Raw genomic sequence first — 18,016 nt, forward strand, 5'->3', positions numbered from 1 at the left:
ACATCTTGTGTTAGTTGCGGTAATTTATGCCTATATTTTGTTGACGTCAACCCATTTTTTACGCCTTTTTTTGGTGCGTATTACTTGTGTTTTTCTAATCACTTTAGACACAAGGGCTGTGGCATAGGTGAGTCATCACTCTCCTGTTTCGCATGCATTTCATTGGTGCGTTCAATCAAGATATCAGCACAAATATGCGAGAATAGCGCCATGCCAAAATTCGTGTACACCGCACTAATCTATATGGTGGCGCTATTGCTGCCACTCAAGCTGCTTTGGCGCGGCCTGAAACAACCGGAATATCGCCAGCATGTGGCCGAACGTTACGGGTTCTATACCCAAAAAATTAAAGCACCATTGATCTGGGTACATTGCGTCTCAGTCGGCGAAACCCGCGCCACCCAACCGCTGATTCAGGCATTACTCAAGGAATATCCACAACACCAGATACTGATGACGCATGGCACCCCCACCGGACGTGAAACAGGCCAGCAAGTATTAGGTCAGGAAATTGCCAGTGGCCATGTACTGCAAGCGTATTTACCGGTAGACACGCCTGGCGCCGCCAAACGCTTTTTTGCGCACTTCAAACCAGCATTGGGTTTACTGATGGAAACAGAGCTCTGGTTTCACCTGATTGATGAAGCCAGTCGCAGGCAGATCCCTGTCGCCCTGTTAAGCGCACGTCTGTCGGAAAAATCAGCGCGCGGTTACGCCAAACTGGGCAAACTCACGCATGCCTGCCTGCAGCAACTGGCGCTTGTTGCAGCCCAAACTGAGGCGGACGCGCAACGACTAAAAGCCTTAGGGGCCAGCAATGTGATGGTGTGCGGCAACCTGAAGTTTGACGTCACGCCACCGGCAGAGAGTGTGACTCACGGCGCAAGTTTGCGCGAGCTGCTTGGTACAAACCGCACTGTGATGATGGCGGCGAGCACGCGTGAAGGTGAAGAGCCTTTGATCCTGGATGCTGTAAAAGACAGTGACGTTTTGCTGTTATTAGTCCCGCGTCATCCGCAACGGTTTGCTGAAGTTGAATCCCTATTGAAAGAACGCGGCCTGCGTTATGTATTGCGCACACAGATTGACCAGCCGTTGCCGGCAGATGTACAGGTAGTACTCGGTAACAGCATGGGTGAAATGTATACCTATTATGCAGCAAGCGATTTTGCCGTGATGGGTGGCAGTTTACAGCCACTGGGCGGGCAGAACCTGATTGAAGCGGCAGCGATGGGAGTGCCTACTATTTTAGGGCCACATATGTTTAATTTTGCGCAGGTGACACAAGCGGCGGTGGCGGCGAATGCAGCGGTGCAAATGGCGGATGTGTCTGAATTGCCGGTGCAGATTGATACCTTGGCAAGGAATGTGGATAGACGGAAAGCGATGTCGCGGGCAGCGAAGGAGTTTACGTTTCAGCATAGGGGGACAACGAGAAGGCTAATCGTCGCGATCAGAGAATTATTAAAATCGTAATTCTTTCTGATTAATCGTTCTGGTTGAATTTGGTAGATTTTTGATAGTTAAACTGAGCTCTGTTTCGCCTCTAGGCGAGTGTCTTTCCTTTGCTTGCCCAAAGCAAAGTCACCAAAGTAAAAGGCACCCTAGCTTCCGCTTGTTTCCTGCGTTGCTCATCAGCGTGGGCGTCCAACGAAACTCTCCCTGACAAGCCACAAACACCGTGGCTTGTTGCGGAGCTCAAACAGGCGCTGGCCGACACCTCCCACGCTGACTGCGCTACTCGGCGCGTCAGATAGGGGCCAGTGGAAAACCACTACGCGAATACTTCACTTTATTTTTTCAGATTGCATCCCGCTCAACCATGAATAAAATAAAGACAAAACAACGTACTTGGTTGCTGGGCTTAGTCTTGAGAATTAAAAAGGTTACTTAGCGCCCTCTGTCCATTGCGTCATTCCACCGTCTCAGCGTGGTGGTTTTAACCGGGCCCCTATCTGACGCGCCGAGTAGCGCAGTCAAAACAAGGAGCAAGGGAGCGTTTGTTTGAGTCCCGCAGCAGCTCACGCTCTAGGTGAGCTGCCAGGTCGAGTTTCGCGACCGCTTGGCTATAAGTCCGGCAAAGCAACGGACGAAAGTCCTAAGTCGAGCAACGCAGGGAACAAGCGGATGCTAAGGTGCCCTTTCTTTTGGTTACTTATTCTTTGGGCAAGCAAAGAAAAGTCACTCGCCTAGGGGCGAAAAGGAACGGTGATATTCAAAAAATACTTATTAAAATCAAACCTATTAACTTTGACTGTAACCAAGCCTTCTATTCATACCTTCCACCCCATCCACCTGATCATTCGCTATCTATCCAGAGCAGGCATTTGGTTAGTACTAGGAGACCTTTTTAACACTTACCTCCTGCGGCGTGACAATTCGTCCGTCTGCTGCCGTTACTTGCATCAGCCTCAGTGATTGACCTGAAAGGTTGTCTATTAACTGGGAATGTACTTCGCCTTTTTTGAACAAATTTTGCTCACCCCATTGTCGCAACGCCACGATTAATGGAAATAGTTGTTGTCCCGAGGATGACAGCACATATTCCTGATAAGACGTACCATCAGAGGCGGGTTGCACCTCCAAAATCCCTTTATCAACCAAGTCACGCAAACGGTCCGCAAGGATACTTCTAGCCACCCCCAGATCACGCTGAAATTCGCTGAACCGACGCGTTCCGTCAAAGGCATTACGGACAATGAGTAATGACCAGCGATCGCCAATGATATCTACCGAGCGCGCTACCGGACAGGTTTCGACGCGTTTATCTGGTTGCTTTTTCATGATCAAGGTTGGGATAAATGTCGAATATAAGATGGTTTCATTTTAAGACCAGTCCGTTTACAATACAACCAGTCTTAATTTGAAACCAGATTACCTATGGCTGATGACCACAATACATTATTGAACCCAGCACATTCCATGCCGCGCCAGCTGGTCCTGCTGTTTGCTTGTGCCAGCGGATTAAGTGTGGCGAACGTTTATTATGCTCAACCTTTACTGGACGCTCTGGCCTCAGAATTTGCCATCAGCCTTGCAGATGTGGGAGTCATCGTCACAGCGACTCAACTTGGCAGCGCGTTAGCCTTGCTGCTGGTTGTGCCTTTAGGTGATGTGGTGGACAGGAAGCGGTTGATGATGGCGCAATTAGCTTTACTGGTTTTAGCGCTGACAGGTGTTTGTGTGGCCGCATCCTCCAAACTGTTGCTGTTGGGCATGCTGGCCATCGGGCTGCTGGGTACGGCGATGACTCAGGGGCTGATTGCTTATGCGGCCACTGCTGCGGCACCTGCAGAACGGGGCCGCGTGGTTGGGGCCGCACAAAGTGGTGTCGTCATCGGCTTGCTGCTGGCAAGAGTACTGGCAGGATTCGTTGCTGATTTAACCGGTTGGCGCGGAGTGTATTTCCTCTCTGCCATGGTGATGCTAACGCTGGGCGTCATTCTCTGGCGGGTATTGCCACCGCAGACACGGCCATTGCAACAGTTGTCATATGTGGAATTGATTGTGTCGATGTTCACCTTGCTGGGCACTGAGCGTGTGCTGCAAATTCGCGGGGTGATCGCACTGCTGATGTTTGCAGCTTTTAGTATCTTCTGGAGCGCATTGGTCTTGCCTTTGAGTGCACCAACGTATCGTTTTTCGCATACCGCTATCGGCGCGTTCGGACTCATTGGCGTGCTCGGCGCGCTTATTGCAGCAAAAGCGGGACACTGGGCAGACCGCGGCCTGGGACAAGTGACCAGCGGGGTCGCGTTGCTGCTACTACTCACATCATGGATTCCACTTGGGTACGGCACGCACTCCCTTTACTGGCTTGTGATGGGGATCATCATGCTGGATATTGGTGGCCAGGCGATTCATGTGACGAATCAAAGCATGATTTTTAGCAGCCAAACGCATACGCACAGCCGTCTGGTGGGTTGCTATATGCTTTTCTACGCTGCAGGGAGCGGTTTAGGCGCCATTGTGTCAACGTCGGTCTATGCCTCATCAGGCTGGCAGGGCGTCTGCCTGCTAGGTGCGGGTGTCAGCGGATTGGCACTGCTTTTCTGGCTCTCGACCTTGCGGTTTATGCCAAAGAATCGTTAAGTTTAAAGGCATTAAAAAAGCCAGCGAGGCCCCAGAAAAACGGGGACAAGCTGGCAGTTAAAAACAGCCATCCTTTAACCAAGGTTAGGCGCTAACCATCTCTCCAACCAGGCCTTCTCCACATGCCTTCTTTTCGCCATGTCTTCCACCTGGTCATTGGCTATCTTGTCGACACTGAAATACCTGGATTCAGGGTGCGCCAGGTAAAAACCACTGACTGCCGCAGCCGGTAACATCGCATAGCTATCCGTCAACTGCATATCGATTTCTTCCGCCTGCAACACCCTGAACATATCGGCTTTCACGGTATGGTCCGGGCAGGCGGGGTAGCCTGGCGCCGGACGGATACCTTTGTACTGCTCTTTGATCAGCGCTTCCTTGTCCAGCGCTTCGCTGGCGGCATAGCCCCAGAAATCCGTACGTACCCGCTCATGCATATACTCGGCAAACGCTTCGGCCAAACGGTCAGCCAGTGACTTGAACATGATGGCATTGTAGTCATCATGATTTTTTTCATATTCAGCCAGGCGTTTCTCCATGCCCAGGCCAGCCGTCACCGCAAACAGGCCGATATAGTCATCGGTGCCTTTAGGGGCAACAAAGTCGGCCAGGCACTGGTTAGGGCGTGCCACGCCGTCAATCACCGGTTTTTGTGTTTGCTGGCGCATCCCGTACCAAGTCAGTGCCACCTGGCTGCGGGTTTCATCGGTATAGATCTCGATATCGTCGTGATTGACCTGGTTGGCTGGCAACAAGGTAATCACGCCATTGGCATTTAACCAGCGGCCATCAATGATGCGCTTGAGCATGGTTTGCGCTTCGGCAAACACTTTGGTCGCGGCTTCACCGACGACTTCGTCCTTGAGGATGGCAGGATAAAACCCGGCCAGGTCCCAGGTCTGGAAGAAAGGACCCCAGTCGATATATTGTGCGATCAATGCCAGGTCGATATTTTTGAACACACGACGGCCAATGAATTTAGGTTTTACCGGCGCATTTGGCGCAGCGAAGTCTACTTTGGCAGCATTGGCGCGCGCATCAGCGATGGTCAGCATAGGCACGCCTTTTTTGTTGGCATGCTGGTGACGGGCTTTTTCGTAATCGGCCTGGATTTCGGCCAGGTAAGCACCACGTGTCTCCGGTGTCAGCAGGTTCTGCATGACGCTGACCGATCGGGAAGCATCCGGCACATAAATGACCGGGCCTTCGTAGTTAGGCGCAATTTTCACGGCGGTATGGGCGCGGGAAGTGGTCGCACCACCAATCAGCAAGGGCGTCTGGAGAGCCACAAAATGCGGGTCGCGCTGCATTTCCCTGGCGATATAGGCCATTTCTTCCAGTGACGGCGTGATCAGGCCGCTCAGGCCGATAATATCTGCGTTCTCAGCCTTGGCCATAGCCAGGATCTCAGCGGCGGGCACCATCACCCCCATATTCACCACTTCGAAGTTATTGCACTGCAACACCACCGAGACGATGTTTTTACCAATATCGTGCACATCGCCTTTGACGGTGGCAATGACCACCTTACCTTTGGGCTTGGCTACTATGCCGGTGCGTTTTTCTTCCAGCGCTTTTTCTTCTTCGATAAACGGGATCAGGTGCGCGACGGCGGATTTCATCACGCGCGCCGATTTCACCACTTGCGGCAGGAACATCTTGCCCTGGCCGAACAGGTCACCGACCACATTCATGCCGTCCATCAGCGGGCCTTCGATCACATGGATAGGGCGACCGCCGTTGTTCATGATGTCCTGGCGGACTTCTTCCGTATCGGCGACGATAAAATCGGTGATGCCATGGACCAGTGCATATTCCAACCGCTTGCTCGCAGGCACCGGCTGTTCTGGTGTACCGCGCCAGGCCAGCGTTGCTTCCGCCTTTTTGCCGCCAGCGACTAAAGTACCTGCGATCTCGATCATGCGCTCGGTCGCCGCCAGCGGATTATCCGGGTCGACCACACGATTGAGCACCACATCTTCAACGCGCTCACGCAACTCAGCAGGGATATCGTCATACACGCCGACCATCCCGGCATTGACGATACCCATGGTCATGCCCGCCTGGATGGCGTGGTAGAGGAATACGGTATGAATCGCTTCACGCGCCGGTTCGTTGCCGCGGAAACTGAAACTGACGTTGGAGACACCGCCGGAAATGCGCGCATACGGCAGGTTTTGCTTGATCCAGCGCGTGGCTTCGATAAAGTCCACCGCGTAGTTGTTGTGTTCTTCGATACCGGTGGCGATCGCGAAAATATTCGGGTCGAAAATAATATCTTCCGGCGGAAAACCCTGGCTCACCAGCAAGTCATAAGCACGTTTGCATATCTCGGTTTTACGGGTAAACGTGTCGGCCTGGCCGGCTTCGTCAAACGCCATCACCACCACAGCAGCGCCGTAGCGCTGACATAGCTTGGCCTGGCGCAGGAATTCAGTTTCGCCTTCTTTCATCGAGATCGAGTTGACGATGGCCTTGCCTTGTACGCACTTGAGGCCGGCCTCGATCACCGCCCATTTGGACGAGTCGATCATGATAGGCACGCGGGCGATATCCGGCTCGGAGGCGACCAGGTTGAGGAAATGCGTCATCGCCTTGACCGCATCCAGCATGCCTTCGTCCATATTGATGTCGATGACCTGGGCACCATTTTCCACCTGCTGGCGGGCGACACTAAGCGCTTCTTCGTATTGCTCGTTGATGATCATGCGCGCGAACGCCTTGGAACCGGTGACGTTGGTACGCTCGCCGACGTTCACATACAGTGAGCTTTCATCGATGATAAATGGCTCCAACCCTGACAGTTTGGTAGTCACCGGTAGCTCAGGCACCTCGCGTGGTGGCAGGTCTTTGATCGCGTTATAAATGGCGTTGATATGGGGTGGCGTGGTGCCGCAGCAGCCACCGGCGATATTGATAAAACCGCTTTGCGCAAACTCCCTGACCAGACTGGAAGTGACATCAGGGGTTTCGTCAAAGCCGGTGTCCGACATTGGGTTAGGCAGGCCGGCATTCGGGTAGATACACACAAAAGTATCCGCCACCTTGCTGAGTTCTTCAGCGTAAGGGCGCATGAGTGTCGCGCCCAACGCACAGTTCAGGCCTACTGTCAGCGGTTTCACATGACGGACTGAGTGCCAGAAAGCCGTGACAGTCTGACCGGACAGGATACGGCCGGAAGCATCAGTCACCGTACCGGAGATCATGATAGGCCAGGTTTTGCCCTGCTCGTCAAAGAATGTCTCGATTGCGAACAAGGCTGCTTTACAGTTGAGGGTATCGAAAATGGTTTCCACCATCAGGATATCGGCACCGCCATCGACCAGGCCACGGATCTGCTCGTGGTAAGAAGTCACCAGCTGGTCAAAGCTGACATTACGTGCTGCCGGATCGTTCACATCTGGAGAGATAGAGGCGGTTTTCGGCGTAGGTCCCAAGGCGCCGGCGACAAAACGCGGTTTGTCCGGGGTACTGTATTTAACGCAGGCGGCCTTGGCTAATTTGGCCGCCTCGACGTTCATTTCATATACCAGGTGCGCCATATGATAATCGTCCTGCGCGACGCTGGTAGCACCAAAGGTATTGGTTTCTACAATGTCGGCACCGGCGGCCAGGTATTTCTCGTGGATTTCCTGGATCACGTGTGGCTGGGTCAGGGTCAGCAGTTCATTATTGCCTTTGACAAACAGCTCACGCTCGCCGGCAGGACCCTGGAAATCCTTGAAACGCTCGCCGCGGTAGTCAGCTTCAGTCAGCTTGTATTGCTGGATCATGGTCCCCATCGCGCCATCCAGGATCAGGATGCGGTTGGACAAGGCTTCACGTAGCCATTGCTCGGTGGGGGAAACCGTCAGTTGCGTCATGCGTATCAACTTGCAAATAAAAACGCCATTTTAACACAGCGGGTTTCAAGCTCAGCGGCTAGAAATTGAAGCGGAAAGTCGTCATCAGCACATGGTTTTCGCGGTCTACAGTACGGGTATTGATGAACTGGTTCAGGTAGCCGACATCAACATTGGAAAAGTCACTGAATTTCCAGTTGATTCCCAGGAACAGGCGGTTCTGGTCTATGCCACGCCGCACGCCCCATTCGGTTTGGTTGAAGTTGATAAATAATTCGTCATACACCACCCACTGCATTTGCGGATGCAGCGTGCTTGGCGTCGTAGCCCTGACCATCTGCCGCAGGCGATGGCCTACGTCCTGGAAATCCTCCCGGCGACGCTGCTCGAAACGGGTGCGGCTGGTGAAAGTGATATCGGCGACTTCATCAAACTGGTATTGAAACTGTTCCCACAAGCGGTTTTCGCGAAAATCGGATTGCCCGGCGGGATGATTGATCACAGTGTCGTAACCCAGCCAGACGCTGGATTTTGGATTGAATCTGTAGAAAACAGCCGGGCGCAGGATCAGTTGGTCAAACTCCTTGCCTTCTTCGCGCCAGCGAGGATGCGTATCCATGCTCCAGTAAAAATTGTCTGCTGGCAGCTTGCCCTGGGTATAGATACTTAACCAGTAACGGCCATCTTCTTCGGTATCGGCAAATGAAATTACAGGAGACAGCAAGCCCAGCAAGAAAAACACACGGGTGAAAAAAATATGGTCGAATCTGGAAAATGACATTAACATCGCGGCATTCTATTGGTGTAAATCAGCATGGCAAAAAATCGGCGGCAGATTGCGCGCCAACTGTGTGAAGGGATTGCATGATATCAGGTTTGGTTCAACTCTTTTTGTGGCAGGGCCTGGGCGAGTTGCTCAGTAAATTCTTCCTGCCCAGCATTCCGGGGCCTGTGCTCGGCCTGCTGTTATTGCTGGCATTCCTGTGCCTGCGCGGCCAGGTGGATAAAGACCTGGCTGAGGTTGCCGACGCTTTCCGCCAGCACCTGGGTTTATTGTTCGTACCCGCCTCGGTCGGCGTGCTGCTATTCCTGCCGGAATTGCAGACGCACGCACTGGCAGTCAGCACTGCCCTGCTGGTCAGCGTCATCCTGACCATTGCAGTGACCGCGATCGTATTGAAAGTGTTCTGGTATTTTTCGCTGAAACGCAACAAAGGTATCACCCGGGAGCAGCGCCATGAATAATCGCATCCCTATCTCAGAAATATGGGTCTACCTGTCCGGCGACCCGCTGTTTGCGCTGATCATCACCCTCGCAACCTACCAGCTGGGGTATCTGATGTACGTGCGTGCCAAACGCCATCCGCTGGTTAACCCGGTGGCGATTGCAGTCATCCTCACCTGCCTGATCATCGATGCGCTGGATATGCCTTACGAGAAATATTTCGAAGGCGCGCAGTTTGTGCACTTCCTGTTGGGGACGGCAACCGTGGCGCTGGCAGTACCTATTTACCACGGCTTCAAACGCATGCAAGGCAAGATTTTCCATATCTGGGTTGCGCTGACGGCGGGTAGCACGGTGTCGATTGTCAGTGCGGTAGCCATCAGCAAACTCATGGGCGCATCGGACAATATTGTCGGCAGCATGTATGCCAAATCGGTTACTGCGCCGATTGCGATGGGCATTGCCGAGCGGTTGAGTGTTTCGCCTACCCTGACGGCGGTATTCACTGTGATTACAGGCATGCTGGGGGCGATTCTGGCGCCGTATATCCTGAATGTGGTTAAAGTGCATCAGTGGTGGATACGCGGTACGGCGATTGGTGTCGGTGCGCATGGGTTAGGGATCACGCGGGCGTTTAGCGTGAATGAAGAAGCGGGGATTTATGCCAGCATGGCGATGGGGTTGAATGGTGTGATCAGTGCGATTGGATTGCCGATAGTATTGACATATTTACGGCCGCACTTGGGGTTTTGAAATTGGGGTGGAATGCCTCAGCGAGCAATCTTATCGTCATTATGGCGGCGGCCAGAATCCAGGCAATTATTCATTCCTAGCTATGACACTATAGAAGTGCGAGAGTCGCACTTGCTGGAAGCTCTAATTAGGTATTTCTTTGGATGATTCAGCGTTCTATTTCGACATTTCTTTTCGCCTCTAGGCGAGTGTCTTTCCTTTGCTTGCCCAAAGCAAAGTCACCAAAGTAAAGGGCACCCTAGCTTCCGCTTATTTCCTGCGTTGCTCGTCAAAACAAGCGGTCGCGAAACTCGACCTGGCAGCTCACACACATCGTGAGCTGCTGCGGGACTCAAACAAACTCTCCCTTGATTCTTGTTTTGACTGCGCTACTCGGCGCGTCAGATAGGGGCCCGATCAAAACCATCACGATGAAACGGTGGCGGGACGCAATGGACAGAGGGCGCTAAGTGACTTTTTTAATTCTCAAGACTAAACCCAACAACCAAGTACGTTGTTTTGTCTTTTGACTTTGTTTTATTCCAACGGTTGAGCGGGATGGAATGCAAAGAATCTCTACTTCGTAAAAGCGTGTGGTTTTCACGGGTCCCTATCTGACGCGCCGAGTAGCGCAGTCAGCGTGGGAGGGGTCGGCCAGCGTCTGTTCGAGTTCCGCGGTGGCTTGCGTCATATGCAAGCCGCTAGGGCGAGTTTCGTTGGCCGCCCACGTTGATGAGCAACGCAGGATAAAAGCGGAAGCTAGGGTGCCTTTTCTTTTGGTTACTTATTCTTTGGGCAAGCAAAGAAAAGTAACTCGCCTAGGGGCGAAATAAAATGGTGAATATCCAAGAATTATTTATAAACCTATAACAATTAGAGCCAGTGCAACACCTGCTCTTCTGAAATTCCCAAGCAAAGAATGAGTCCTGCCTGGATTCCGGCCGTCGCCGGAATGACGGACAGTTACAAACGCACCATCTTTGGCAAAAGCCAGCTTTTACGCAAGCACACAGGATGCCTTCGAAACACTCACTTCACTCTAAGCCGAAATCACAATTGGGTACGTCACTTCTATTGCACACACCAGCCAAAACCACCAATAAATTGAAACAAATGCTTCGAAGCTGACACCCAGCTTACAAACGGCCATTTTGAGCGAACTTGGCCCGTTCGCGGCTTGTCATTTTCCATGTAAAAGCGTTTAATGTAAGTATTGTAAAGGCGAAAAAACATTGTTGATCCAACCGCCCGATTTTAGAAAAACTACAGAAATTTGATTATTTCCCGTTAATACAATTAATGCATAAACATCTGAATACAGCCGCAACACAACTCAGACTGTGGGTCGTCACAGTACTGCTGACTGTCCTCGGCTTTGCGTTAGTTGCTGAATTCTCCGACCATTCCAGCTACAGCGATGACACCGTCCGGGTGCGCGTGGCCGAAATCGTCGAATATACCGGTGATGGCGAATCGCCACTCACTTCACTGCCTTACCTGATCCCCCCCGCCGCAAGCATGACCATTGCCTGCGTGATTCCTTTTGCGTTGCTGTGTCTCTCTCGCCGTCGCGTGGCCCCACGCCCGGTGGTTGTCCGTCACCTGCATTCCCGCGCACCGCCTGCTTCACACTAAGGTGTTACCTGCGTTTGCGCCTGAGCATGGCGCGCGCTGAACCTGAACACCCCCACCCTGACTCCGCCACGATAGGTAAGCGCTTGCTTGCGTCTGAAATAAGCAAACAGGCTACGTAGCCCCAGCTACACAATGCGGATCACCAGGCTGGGTAATGCCAGACAGGTTTATCGCTCATGCCAGTTCAAATGTACGGAGCACCTGCGTTGCCCTACCCTTTCTTCATTATCTGATACACACAAAACACTATGATTAAACAGCATTCAATGATTAGGCACCTGGTTGTTTTAGGCTTTATTGGCACTGTGCTCAGCGCTTGCCACAAAGAGGAAGAGCACAAGGAGGCGCCGCCCAAACTGGAAGTGACCTCGCCATTGCGCAAGGACACCAGCACTACCAAGGAATATGTCGCCCAGATCCATGCGACCCAGCATATTGAGTTACGCGCACTGGAACGTGGCTACCTGCAGGACATTTTTGTGGATGAGGGGCAAGTCGTGAAACAGGGGCAGCCCATGTTCAAGATTATGCCGAATGTGTACCAGGTTGAACTGCTGAAAGCGGAGGCGGAAGCCAAAACCGTGCAGATCGAATATGAAAATACGCGTGCGCTGGCGGAGAAGAATATTGTTTCTCCCAATGAACTGGCACTGGGTAAAGCCAAGCTGGACAAAGCCAATGCCGAAGTGAAACTGGCGCAGACCCACTTGAACTTTACCGATATCAAGGCGCCGTTTACCGGCGTCATGGACCACCTGGCCGCACGAAAAGGCAGCCTGATGGACGAAGGCGACCTGCTGACTACACTGTCTGATAACAGCAAAATGTGGGTGTATTTCAACGTGCCGGAAGCCGAGTACCTGGATTACATGGCGATCAAAGGCCGCGATGAACACCGCAAGGTCAAACTGAAAATGGCCAATGCACAGGTGTTCAACCAGGAAGGCACCATCGAAACCATAGAAGGTGACTTTGACAATAAAACCGGCAACATCGAATTCCGTGCCGTGTTTAACAATCCTGATCGCGTGCTAAGACACGGGGAAACCGGCAATATCTTAATGGAAGTGCCTTTCCCGAATGCGTTGCTGATTCCGCAAAAAGCGACGTTTGAAGTGCTGGATAAAACCTATGTTTATGTGGTGACCAAAGCCAACAAGCTGGAACAGCGCCTGATTACGATCGCTGCCGAGCAGCCACATCTGTTTATCGTGAAATCCGGCCTCAAGGAAGATGACCGTGTGCTGATCGAAGGCTTGCGCAGGGTGCAAAACGGCGAAACCATCGCGGTGAATTACCAGACACCGGAGCATGTGTATTCCCATTTAGACCTTTACGCCGAATAGTCAGCCAGAAAGCGAATCCCCCATGCTAAGTATTTTTATCAAAAGACCGGTCATGGCGATTATTCTGTCGCTACTGATCGTGTTTTTAGGTTTTCTTTCTATCAAGTCACTGCCGACTTCGCAGTTTCCTGATATTGCACCGCCACGCGTGATCGTATCTCTCGCCTACCCAGGCGCGAGTGCCGACGTACTGGTGCAGTCATCCCTGATTACGATTGAACGGGCCATCAACGGTGTGCCCGGTATGAAATACATCGTGTCAGATGCGACCAGTGCCGGTGAAGCGACTATCCAGGTGATTTTTGCGCTGGGTACCGACCCTAACCAGGCCATGATCAACGTCAAGACCAGGATTGACCAGGTGATGAGCCGCTTGCCTGAACTGGTGCAACTGGAAGGTGTGGTCGTCGAACGCGTGCAGCCAAGCATGCTGATGTACATCAACCTGTTCAGCAAGGATAAGAACGCTGACGAGAAGTTTTTGTACAACTACGCCAACGTCAACGTGATCCCGGAAATCCAGCGCGTGAACGGTATCGCCAGTGCCAAGATCCTGGGTAGCCGGCAGTATGCGATGCGTATCTGGCTGAACCCTGACCGCATGCGTGCTTACAAGGTGTCTATCGAAGACGTCATGAAAGCGATCAGCGAGCAGAGCATCATCGGCCGCCCTGGTCGCCTGGGGCAAAGCTCGGGTATTTCTGCGCAATCCAAGGAATATGTGCTGGTCTACAAAGGCCGTTACAACAAGCCTGAAGAGTACGGCGACATCATTATCCGCGCCGATTCCGAAGGTGAGATCCTGAAACTGAAAGACCTGGCCAAGATTGAACTGGGCAGCGAGTTCTTTGATATTTATTCCAACAAGGATGGCTTCCCTTCTTCTGCCATCGTGCTCAAGCAAAACTACGGCAGTAATGCCAGCGAGGTAATTGAGAACGTGAAGAAACGCATGGAAGAACTGAAGCCTAACTTCCCTGCCGGCATGGCTTATGAAATCGACTATGACGTCTCCAAGTTCCTGGATGCTTCTATCGAAAAAGTATTGCACACGCTGGTGGAAGCCTTCTTCCTGGTCGCGCTGGTGGTGTATGTGTTCCTGGGTGACTGGCGTTCTACACTGATCCCTATCCTGGCGGTGCCTGTATCGTTGATCGGTGCCTTCTTCTGCATGCAATTGTTCGGTGTCACCATCAACCTGATCACGCTATTCGCGCTGGTGCTGGCGATTGGTATCGTGGTCGATAACGCCATCGTGGTGGTGGAGGCGGTACACGCCAAGTTTGAAGAAGACGAGCACATCACGCCCTACCGCGCTACGCAAAAAGTGCTGGGCGAAATCGGTGGCGCGATTGTGGCCATTACCCTGGTGATGACGGCAGTATTTATTCCGGTGGCTTTCATGTCCGGCCCGGTCGGGGTGTTTTACCGCCAGTTCTCCATCACCATGGCGTCTTCGATTGTGATTTCCGGTATCGTCGCGCTGTCGCTGACACCCGTGCTGTGCGCGATCCTGCTGAAAAACAATCACGGCCAGCCTAAACGCAGGACGCCTATCAGCTGGTTGCTCGATAAATTCAACCGCTGGTTTGACCGCCTCACCGGGCATTACACCAAACTCCTGGGCAAGATTGTGACTGTGCGTACCATTTCGGTCCTGGCTTTAGCTGGTTTCGCTTTCGGTACCTTTGTGGTCAACAAAACCCTGCCTGCCGGGTTTATTCCCGGTGAAGACCAGGGCCAGATTTACGCGATCATCCAGACGCCACCTGGCTCTACGCTGGAAGCCACCAACAAGGTTGCACGCCTGCTGCAAAAAGAAGCGCAAGGCATTGATGGTATTGAATCTGTTTCTTCACTGGCCGGTTATGAAATCCTGACCGAAGGCCGTGGCTCTAACGCCGGTACCTGCCTGATCAACCTGAAAGACTGGTCGAAACGCAGTAAATCGGTGCACCAGATCATTGAAGAGCTGGAAGAAAAAACCAAGAACTTTGGGGCGGTGATCGAGTACTTTGAACCGCCTGCGGTACCTGGTTACGGCGCAGCTTCCGGTTTGGCTTTACGCCTGCTGGATAAAACCAACGGCACCGATTACCACGTGTTCGACAAGATCAACCAGGAGTTTATGACTGCCTTGGGCAAGCGTAAAGAGCTGTCCGGTTTGTTCACCTTCTATGCGGCCAACTATCCGCAATATGAGCTGGAAATCGACAACAAGGCCGCGATGCAAAAAGGCGTGTCCATTGGTAAAGCGATGGATAACCTGAACATCCTGATTGGTAGTACCTACGAGCAGGGCTTTATCCGCTTCAACAACTTCTTCAAGGTGTATACCCAGGCCAGCCCGGAATTCAGGCGCTATCCTAGCGATATCCTGAATTACTACGTCAAGAACGAAGACGGCGAAATGGTGCCTTACTCCGCCTTTATGAAAATGAAGAAAATGCAGGGTCCTAACGAAATCACGCGTTACAACCTGTACAACTCAGCCACCATCCGTGCCGCACCAGCGCCTGGTTATACCAGTGACGATGCGATTAAAGCAGTGAAGGAAGTCGCGAAAGCCACCTTGCCACATGGTTATGACATCGGCTGGGAAGGCCTGTCATTTGATGAGGCGCAACGTGGTAACGAAGCGGTGCTGATTTTCGGCGTGGTGCTGATCTTCGTGTACATGGTGCTCGCTGCACAATACGAAAGTTTTGTATTGCCCCTGGCGGTGATCCTGTCGCTGCCAGCAGGGATCTTCGGTACTTTCTTCCTGCTGAAATCACTGGGGCTGGCCAACGATATTTATGCGCAGGTCGGGCTGGTGATGCTGGTGGGTCTGCTGGGTAAAAACGCGGTGCTGATCGTGGAGTTTGCGGTGCAAAAACGCAATCAGGGCATGTCATTGCGTGATGCGGCGATTGAAGGCGCCAAAGCGCGGTTCCGGCCTATCCTGATGACCTCGTTTGCGTTCCTTGCCGGCTTGATTCCTTTGGTAATGGCCACTGGCGCAGGTGCCGTAGGTAACCGCACCATCGGTACCTCAGCCTTCGGCGGCATGCTGTTCGGTACAGTATTCGGTGTCATCCTGATCCCCGGCCTTTACTACATGTTTGCCAAAATGACGGATGGTAAAACCCTGATCAAGCACGAGGAACAAGACCCTCTGACTGAAATTTATCACTATAGCAAGGGCTTGGAAGATGATGATGAAGCTTAATTTGAATTCGCGTAAAACCGCGACCTGGTTGATGGCGGGTAGCACAGCCCTGCTGCTGCAATCTTGCTCCATTCCGGGTATCACGACCAAACAGGCGGATACCACTTTACCAACCCACTTTCAGGAGGCGGTGGAGCCTGCCGGCAATAGTGCCACCGTCAACTGGAAAGACTTTTTTGAAGATCAGAACCTGATATCCCTGATTGATATTGCGGTAGCCAACAACAAGGAAGTCAACATGATGGCGCAGCGCATCAGCGTCGCCCAGAATGAAATCCAGGCACGTCGCGGTGAGTACCTGCCATTTGTCGGCATCGGTGCGAGTGCCGATAAAGAAAAGGTAGGCAAATACACCCGCAACGGCGCTGTGGAAGAAAACCTGGATATCAGGGAAGGCCGCTCCAATCCGCGCTTCCTGGGTAACTACCAGTTTGGCCTGACCGCTTCGTGGGAGCTGGACGTCTGGAAGAAACTGCGTAACGCCACCAAAGTGGCGGTGACCGAATACATGGCCAGTATCGAGGGCAAACACTTCCTGGTGACCAACCTGGTGGCAGAAGTCGCCAATGCCTACTATGAACTGGTCGCGCTGGACAACGAACTGGAAACACTGGACCAGAACATCGCCATCCAGCAAAACGCCTTTGAAGTCGTAAAACAGCTGCAACAATACGCACGCGCCAACTCACTGGCCGTGAAGCGTTTTGAAGCAGAGGTGAAAAAGAACCAGAGCCGCCAGTTTGTGCTGAAACAGCAAATTGTTGAAACCGAAAACCGCATCAACTTCTTGCTGGGCAGAACCTCGCAAGCGGTTGCGCGCTCATCGGCACATTTTATGGAGATGCAACCCAAGATGGTACAAGCAGGCGTGCCATCCGAGTTATTGGCTAATCGCCCGGATATCCGCCAGGCCGAGCTGGAACTCTCAGCGGCCAAGCTGAATATCGATGTCGCCAAAGCCAACTTCTACCCTTCATTCTCCATCCGTGGCGGGCTGGGCTTCCAGGCATTTGATCCAAAATACCTGCTCAATATTCCAGCCTCTGTCATGGCCTCGTTCGGTGGAGAACTGGTTGCCCCGCTGATTAACCGGAATGCGATCGAAGCACAATACAAAAGCGCCAGTGCCATGCAAGTGCAGGCCGCTTATGAGTATGAGCAGAAAATCATCAATGCCTATATGGAAGTGGCTAACCAGGTTTCGAACATCGACAACCTGGATAAAAACTACCAGTTGAAAAACAAACAGGTCGAGTCACTGACCCAATCAATTGATGTCGCTAACCAGCTGTTTAAAGCCGCGCGTGCTGACTATATGGAAGTGCTGCTGACACAACGCGATGCGCTGGATGCCAAAATGGAACTGATAGAAACCAAGCAGCAACAGGTTTCTGCGGTGGTGAATCTGTATCGTTCACTGGGCGGGGGCTGGAAATAAGGCTAGGAAGAAGATATTCGCAAGACAGGGTTTAGCTATATTGCAACCTCACCTTGCGAGATCGTATGGGACTCTTTTATAGATATCCACCACGTGATGGTTTTAAACGGGTCCCCTATCTGACGCGCCGAGTAGCGCAGTCAGCGTGGGAGTTTTCGGCCAGCGTCTGTTTGAGTTCCGCGGTGGCTTGCGTTCTTTGCAAGCCGCTAGGGCGAGTTTCGTTGGCCGCCCACGCTGATGAGCAACGCAGGAAACAAGCGGAAGCTAGGGTGCCTTTTCTTTTGGTTACTTATTCTTTGGGCAAGCAAAGAAAAGTAACTCGCCTAGGGGCGAAATAGAAAGATGAAAATCTACTTTGAAATACTTATTGCATGAGCCAGTCGTTTCGCACCATACAGCACGCTCTATGAATGCCCTACTGTAATCTACACCAGACTGACGATTCGCTACAGAGCGCGTTTATCAATATAAGCATGTGTGCAAAGTGAGCTGAAA

General features: G+C 52.3%; 11 protein-coding genes. 8 read left to right on the forward strand and 3 right to left on the reverse strand.

Annotation, left to right across the window (positions count from 1 at the left end; all coding sequences use genetic code 11):
• The first annotated feature begins 210 nt into the window (after positions 1-210).
• Positions 211-1,476 carry a lipid IV(A) 3-deoxy-D-manno-octulosonic acid transferase gene (gene waaA / locus ACFQ2T_RS08290; RefSeq protein WP_379032982.1) on the forward strand — a complete coding sequence of 422 codons (1,266 nt, stop codon included), beginning with the start codon at positions 211-213 and terminating at the stop codon, positions 1,474-1,476.
• Positions 1,477-2,337: 861 nt separating this feature from the next.
• On the opposite strand, the gene ACFQ2T_RS08295 is transcribed toward waaA, so the two are convergent.
• Positions 2,338-2,784 (reverse strand): winged helix-turn-helix transcriptional regulator, encoded by a 447-nt coding sequence (locus ACFQ2T_RS08295; RefSeq protein ID WP_379032985.1) that lies wholly within the window; start codon positions 2,782-2,784, stop codon positions 2,338-2,340.
• Between the two features lie 96 nt (positions 2,785-2,880).
• Here ACFQ2T_RS08295 and ACFQ2T_RS08300 point away from each other — a divergent pair, with 96 nt between their 5' ends.
• Complete coding sequence (locus ACFQ2T_RS08300; protein ID WP_379032988.1) at positions 2,881-4,092, forward strand: MFS transporter; 1,212 nt, start codon at positions 2,881-2,883, stop codon at positions 4,090-4,092.
• 74 nt (positions 4,093-4,166) lie between these two features.
• Here the strand turns inward: ACFQ2T_RS08300 and metH are convergent, their stop codons facing one another.
• Both metH and ACFQ2T_RS08310 read right to left on the reverse strand, forming a co-directional pair.
• Entirely contained in the window at positions 4,167-7,955 is a 3,789-nt protein-coding gene (metH, locus tag ACFQ2T_RS08305; protein ID WP_379032991.1) for a methionine synthase, read from the reverse strand.
• Positions 7,956-8,013: 58 nt separating this feature from the next.
• Positions 8,014-8,715 (reverse strand): DUF2490 domain-containing protein, encoded by a 702-nt coding sequence (locus ACFQ2T_RS08310; RefSeq protein WP_379032994.1) that lies wholly within the window; start codon positions 8,713-8,715, stop codon positions 8,014-8,016.
• A 95-nt stretch (positions 8,716-8,810) separates the two neighbouring features.
• On the opposite strand from ACFQ2T_RS08310, the gene ACFQ2T_RS08315 reads away from it, so the two are divergent.
• From ACFQ2T_RS08315 to ACFQ2T_RS08340, 6 genes are all read left to right on the forward strand, one after another.
• Positions 8,811-9,179 carry a CidA/LrgA family protein gene (locus ACFQ2T_RS08315; RefSeq protein ID WP_379032996.1) on the forward strand — a complete coding sequence of 123 codons (369 nt, stop codon included), beginning with the start codon at positions 8,811-8,813 and terminating at the stop codon, positions 9,177-9,179.
• Positions 9,172-9,912 carry an LrgB family protein gene (locus ACFQ2T_RS08320; RefSeq protein ID WP_379032999.1) on the forward strand — a complete coding sequence of 247 codons (741 nt, stop codon included), beginning with the start codon at positions 9,172-9,174 and terminating at the stop codon, positions 9,910-9,912. Before ACFQ2T_RS08315 ends, ACFQ2T_RS08320 begins: the two co-directional genes overlap by 8 nt.
• A 1,278-nt stretch (positions 9,913-11,190) precedes the next feature.
• A complete protein-coding gene (locus ACFQ2T_RS08325) occupies positions 11,191-11,526 on the forward strand; it encodes a hypothetical protein (protein WP_379033001.1) in 336 nt (111 codons plus the stop codon).
• 266 nt (positions 11,527-11,792) lie between these two features.
• Complete coding sequence (locus ACFQ2T_RS08330; RefSeq protein WP_379033004.1) at positions 11,793-12,872, forward strand: efflux RND transporter periplasmic adaptor subunit; 1,080 nt, start codon at positions 11,793-11,795, stop codon at positions 12,870-12,872.
• 22 nt (positions 12,873-12,894) lie between these two features.
• Positions 12,895-16,083, forward strand: a complete 3,189-nt coding sequence (locus tag ACFQ2T_RS08335) for an efflux RND transporter permease subunit (RefSeq protein ID WP_379033007.1) — start codon at positions 12,895-12,897, stop codon at positions 16,081-16,083.
• Positions 16,073-17,521 carry an efflux transporter outer membrane subunit gene (locus tag ACFQ2T_RS08340; protein ID WP_379033010.1) on the forward strand — a complete coding sequence of 483 codons (1,449 nt, stop codon included), beginning with the start codon at positions 16,073-16,075 and terminating at the stop codon, positions 17,519-17,521. Before ACFQ2T_RS08335 ends, ACFQ2T_RS08340 begins: the two co-directional genes overlap by 11 nt.
• The last annotated feature ends 495 nt before the right edge of the window (positions 17,522-18,016 follow it).

It is taken from the genome of Methylophilus flavus (assembly GCF_042678905.1).
Classification (GTDB): Bacteria; Pseudomonadota; Gammaproteobacteria; order Burkholderiales; family Methylophilaceae; genus Methylophilus; species Methylophilus flavus.